Origin of the sequence: Brachybacterium sp. J144 (assembly GCF_036321705.1) — a bacterium.
GTDB lineage: Bacteria > Actinomycetota > Actinomycetes > Actinomycetales > Dermabacteraceae > Brachybacterium.
Genome location: NZ_JAZDCG010000015.1, coordinates 1 through 5,174 on the forward strand (window position 1 = coordinate 1; position 5,174 = coordinate 5,174).

The following is a 5,174-nucleotide window of genomic DNA, read 5'->3' on the forward strand; positions in this document are numbered from 1 at the left end:
CGGTGCGCATCTTTGTTTTTTTCCGTGTCCTTTTCTGTCGGCAGACCCCCCCCCCCCACAACGCTGAGATGACGAGGGCACGAGAGAGCGTGAGGTGAGGGGAGGTGGAGGGGGGATGCTCTGCGGTCGACCCGACGGGGAGGTCCTCCGGAACCCGGAGTGCAAGATCTTGCATCGCGGTGGCGTCAGATGTCCGCCGTTGCCGGATTCTTACCCACGCTTCTGACCTGCATGAACAATCGGAAATCGGGCAGGTTTGACGGACCCCCTCGACGGCACGAGCTGAGCTCGCTACTCTCCTTCGCAAGCGTACGCGTTCCTTCGCAAGTTCTTGCATCCCCGATCCGGCGATGACGCCGGGGGCCGGCCCCAGTGGTCGGCCCATCCCCAGGAGAGAACCCATGCAGCACGCCCCCATCGGCACAGCGGCCCCGCGCCCGCTGATCCGCCTCGCCGCAGCCCTCGCCCTAGCGCTCCTCCTCGCCGTCGCCGGCTCCCCGGCCACCTCCCCACCAGCACAGGGCTCGCCCCCCGTGCCCAGCGGCGGTGCCACCTCGGAGAACGGTCGTGGCGACGTCATCCTCAACCTCTTCCAGTGGACCTGGGACTCCGTGGCCGCGGAGTGCACGAGCACCATCGGCCCCGCGGGCTTCGGCTACGTCCAGGTCTCCCCTCCGCAGGAGACGATCCAGGGCACGGCCTGGTGGACCTCCTACCAGCCCGTGAGCTACAAGATCGAGGGCAAGCTCGGCACCCGCGCCGAGTTCGCCGCCATGGTCGAGACCTGCAACGCCGCCGGCGTCGAGGTCATCGCCGACGCCGTCATCAACCACACCACCGGGGCCGACGGCGGCTCCGGCACCGGCACCGCCGGAACCCCCTACGGCATCGACTACTTCCCCGGCATCTACGGCGCCGCCGACTTCAACGACTGCCGCACGAACATCAGCAACTACCAGGACCGGTTCCAGGTGCAGAACTGCCGCCTGGTGTCCCTGCAGGACCTCCGCACAGGCTCCGCGTACGTGCAGAACACCCTCGCCGGATACATGAACGACCTGCTCTCGCTCGGCGTCGCCGGCTTCCGCATCGACGCCGCGAAGCACATCCCCGCGAGCGACCTGGCGGCGATCAAGGCGAAGCTCAGCGACCCGAACGCCTACTGGGTGCAGGAGGTCATCGGCGCGGCCGGCGAGCCGATCCAGGAGTCCGAGTACACGGGCACCGGTGACGTGCACGAGTTCGACTACGCCCGCCAGCTGAAGTCCGACTTCGACGGCTCGATCGCGAACCTGCAGCACATCGCGAACGGCAAGCTCCCCTCCGCCCAGGCCGGGGTGTTCGTCGACAACCACGACACCGAGCGCAACGGCGAGACGATGAACGAGACCTGGGGCGCGAAGTACGTCCTGGCCAACACGTTCATGCTCGCCTACCCCTACGGGTCCCCCTCGGTGTACTCCGGCTACACGTTCACCGACAAGGATGCGGGTGCCCCCGGTGCCACCGCGACCTCCGTGCCCGACCCGAACTGCGACTCCGACGCGTGGACCTGCACCCAGCGCTGGACCGAGATCCAGGGCATGGTCGGCTTCCACAACACCGTCGCCGGCACGGCCCTGACGAACTGGTGGGACGACGGCGGCAACCAGATCGCCTTCGGCCGCGGCGACAAGGGCTTCGTGGCCATCAACAACACCGGCTCCGCGACCACCCGCACCTACGACAGCTCGCTGCCTGCGGGCACGTACTGCGACGTGGTCGCGGCGAGCGACTGCTCCGAGACGATCGCCGTCGCGGCCGACGGCACCTTCTCGGCGACCCTCCCCGCCTACGGGGCGCTCGCCCTGCACGTGGGGAAGACCTCCGAGGGCACCACGCCGGATCCCGACCCGGGCACCGAGCCCGTCGCCGGGAAGGTCTCCGTGAGCGTGCACGCGAGCACGGTCTGGGGTCAGGAGGTGCGGATCGTCGGCTCGGTGCCGGAGCTGGGCGGCTGGCAGCCCGCCTCCGGCGTCGCCCTGGACCCCTCGGGCTACCCGAGCTGGACGGGCGGCGTGGACCTGCCGGCCGGCACGAGCTTCGAGTACAAGTACGTGAAGGTCGACGGCACGGGCGCGGTCGTCTGGGAGTCCGGTGCGAACCGCACGGCGACCGTCGGCGCCGACGGGACGCTCGCGCTCACCGACACCTGGAGGTAGGCCGCCGCCGCTGAGGTTGGCCCCACCCTGAGATGACCGCAGGGTAGCGGCGTCTGAGGGAGCATGTTCGCCGCACCATGCTCCCTCAGGCGCCGCGGAGCGCTGTCGTGGGCCGGTGAGGGCGCGCCGCGGGTCGACAGACGATCCCGTCGGCCCTACGATCTGATTGAAACAACAACGACTTTCCTCCGAGGAGGCCCCCATGGCACTCAGCACCGCGATCCTCCGCGCCGTCCCCGGCGCGTTCATCCTCAACTCCGGCATCTCCAAGCTGGGGATGGACGCCGGCACCGCCGAGGCGCTGCGCGGCATGGCCGCCCAGGGCGTGCCGGTCCTCGGCAAGCTCACCCCCGAGCAGTTCGCGAAGTTCATCAGCTACGGCGAGATCGCGGTCGGCGCATCGCTGCTGCTGCCGTTCGTGCCCACCAAGGTCGCGGGTCTCGCGCTCGCCGGCTTCTCCGGTTCGCTGGTCTCGATGTACCTGCGCACCCCCGGCATGACCGAGTCCGACGGCGTGCGCCCCACCCAGCAGGGCACCGCGGTCGCCAAGGACAGCTGGCTGCTCGCCATCGCTGCGGCGCTCCTGGTCGCCCAGGGCGGCGGCAAGGCTGCGAAGTCCGCCGTCGAGGCCTGATCAGACCCCGCCGAGCCGCCGGGGCCGACGGGATCGCCCGTCGGCCCCGGTCGGCGCCCGCGCCGCTCAGTAGATGCGGAGGCTCGCGATCATCGCGTCCAGATCCGCGACCTGCTGCTCGTGGCCGAGCGCGGCGCCGCCCTCGAAGACCGCGGGGCCGTCCGGGGTGTCGACGACGATGACCACGTTCCGCCAGGCGTCGGTGGTGCGCATCAGCGCGAGCTCGGAGACCTGCAGATTCCCGGAGACCATGAAGGCCGGGTGGCCGTCGACCTCGAAGGACTCCTCGACGTAGTTCGCGGCCTGCACCGGCTCGCCGTACAGCTCCTTCGCGTCGTCGCGGGTGCTGGAGCACTGGAAGATGGCCCTCGCTGTCTCCTCCGCGCCGGGGTAGCCGCCCTCCTCCTCGGGCCAGGAGACGGCGCCGACGGAGGCGACGGAGTACCAGCCCGATTCGACCGGCTGATCGGCCGAGTGGACGTCGGTCATGTACATCGCGCTGCGGCCCCAGTTCGAGCCGGTGTTCCACTCGGGCTGCACCGCGAACTCGAGGCCGCCGCCGCGCACGGACCCGTCGACCTGCTCGGTGGTCTGCCGGTTCCCGGGCGAGGTGCACTCCACGGTGGGCACCTCGATGGTGGTCAGCGACGGGTCCTCGCTCGGCTCAGGCTGCGTGGTGGGGACGACCTCCGACGGGCTCGCGTCTTCCGACGGGTCCGGTTCGGTGGTTGCGGGCTCCGAGGCGACGGGGGTCTCCTCGGGATCGGGGGAGAGGACGGTCTGCGAGAGGATCAGCGCGCCGACGGCCAGGACGATCACGAGGAAGGCGCCGCCGCCGACGAACAGCGCGATCAGCGGTCCCTTCCCGCGGCCGGAGCCGGGATCGCGAGGGCCGGTCAGGCCCGGGTCCGTGCCGCCGATTCCCGCACCGGGGCCGCCGACGGGTCGGCCGGAGGAGCTGCCGGACGCCCCGCCGCGGCCGTCCCCGCCGCCGGAGAAGTCCGGCAGCTTCGGCGCGCTCCCGCCGCCGGAGAAGTCGGGCAGCTGTGGTCCGTTGCTGTCGGTCATGGGTCCCCCTCGGATCAGTGCGCGCACCCGCCCCTGCTCCCCGGGTGCCGGGACCACCCTAGCGGCGCGCCGGGCCCGCCGTCCGATGGGGTATGAGACGAGGGTCACCGTCCAGTCAGTGGAATAAAGCAAGTCTGAAGTGGCGAAATAGCGGGAGGTGAGGCTAGCCTCAACTCGTCCCCGCCGGCGGGGAGCTTATCCCTTCCCTCACGACGACAGAGGTCCCCATGACTCCGCTGCCCTCGCTCAGCCGACGCACGCTCGGCGCCGCCTCCCTGGCCGGCGCCTTCGGCCTGTTCCTCACCGCCTGCGGCGGCTCCACCCAGGCCGCCGACGGCTCCGCCGCGAGCGACGCGGGCGGCGCGCCGGCCGGGACGGTCGAGGTCGAGGACAACAACGGCGCGCAGACCGTGCAGACCCCGCCCGCCTCCGTGGTCGCGACCGACAACCGCACCTTCGAGACCCTCGAGGCCTGGGGTGTCACCCTGACCGCCGCGGCTCGCGCGCTCATGCCGACCACCATCGGCTACAAGGACGACGAGTCGATCATCGACCTCGGCAACCATCGCGAGCCCGACCTGGAGGCCGTCGTCGCCGCCGAGCCGACGCTGATCATCAACGGCCAGCGCTTCGCCGACTACCACGACGACTTCGTGCGCCTCGCCCCCGACGCCACGATCCTCGAGCTCGACCCGCGCGACGACCAGCCCTTCGCCGACGAGCTCAAGCGCCAGGTCTCCGTGCTCGGCACGGTCTTCGGCAAGGAGGCGGAGGCCGAGCAGCTCGGCGCAGACCTCGACGCGGCGATGGCCCGCGTCACCGCCGCCTACGACAGCGCCGACACGGTCATGGCCGTGAACGTCTCCGGCGGCGAGATCGGCTTCATCGCCCCCGGCGCAGGCCGCACCCTCGGCTGGGCCTTCGACGCGCTCGGCCTCACCCCCGCGCTCGAGGTCGAGGGCAGCAGCGACGACCACCAGGGCGACGACATCTCCGTCGAGGCGATCGCCGCGTCGAACCCCGCGTGGATCCTCGTCATGGATCGCGACGCCGCCGTCTCCGCCGACGACCCCGCCTACGAGCCGGCCGCCGAGATCCTCGAGGCCTCCGAGGCGCTCGCCTCCGTGACCGCCGTGGCCGAGGGCAACATCGTCTACATGCCGGCTGACACGTACACCAACGAGTCGATCCAGACCTACACCGAGTACTTCAACGCCCTCGCCGACGCCCTCGAGCAGAAGGCCTGATCCTGCACGACACCCTCGGCGCCG

General features: G+C 70.9%; 4 protein-coding genes. 3 read left to right on the forward strand and 1 reads right to left on the reverse strand.

Annotated features, from left to right (window positions below):
* Positions 1-401 precede the first annotated feature (401 nt).
* Together V1260_RS06780 and V1260_RS06785 are read left to right on the forward strand one after the other, a co-directional pair.
* Positions 402-2,201 carry a carbohydrate-binding module family 20 domain-containing protein gene (locus tag V1260_RS06780; RefSeq protein ID WP_329746051.1) on the forward strand — a complete coding sequence of 600 codons (1,800 nt, stop codon included), beginning with the start codon at positions 402-404 and terminating at the stop codon, positions 2,199-2,201.
* Positions 2,202-2,403: 202 nt separating this feature from the next.
* Complete coding sequence (locus V1260_RS06785; protein WP_329746052.1) at positions 2,404-2,835, forward strand: hypothetical protein; 432 nt, start codon at positions 2,404-2,406, stop codon at positions 2,833-2,835.
* Between the two features lie 66 nt (positions 2,836-2,901).
* Here the strand turns inward: V1260_RS06785 and V1260_RS06790 are convergent, their stop codons facing one another.
* Positions 2,902-3,903, reverse strand: a complete 1,002-nt coding sequence (locus V1260_RS06790) for a hypothetical protein (RefSeq protein ID WP_329746053.1) — start codon at positions 3,901-3,903, stop codon at positions 2,902-2,904.
* A 227-nt stretch (positions 3,904-4,130) separates the two neighbouring features.
* On the opposite strand from V1260_RS06790, the gene V1260_RS06795 reads away from it, so the two are divergent.
* Positions 4,131-5,150, forward strand: coding sequence for a siderophore ABC transporter substrate-binding protein (locus V1260_RS06795; protein ID WP_442878133.1), 1,020 nt, complete (start codon positions 4,131-4,133; stop codon positions 5,148-5,150).
* The last annotated feature ends 24 nt before the right edge of the window (positions 5,151-5,174 follow it).

What these genes read in the sequence shown, in the direction of transcription:
- V1260_RS06780 (WP_329746051.1), top strand. Translation starts at nt 402, where the DNA reads ATGCAGCACGCCCCCATCGGCACAGCGGCCCCGCGCCCGCTGATCCGC.
- V1260_RS06785 (WP_329746052.1), top strand. Translation starts at nt 2,404, where the DNA reads ATGGCACTCAGCACCGCGATCCTCCGCGCCGTCCCCGGCGCGTTCATC.
- V1260_RS06790 (WP_329746053.1), bottom strand. Translation starts at nt 3,903, where the DNA reads ATGACCGACAGCAACGGACCACAGCTGCCCGACTTCTCCGGCGGCGGG.
- V1260_RS06795 (WP_442878133.1), top strand. Translation starts at nt 4,131, where the DNA reads ATGACTCCGCTGCCCTCGCTCAGCCGACGCACGCTCGGCGCCGCCTCC.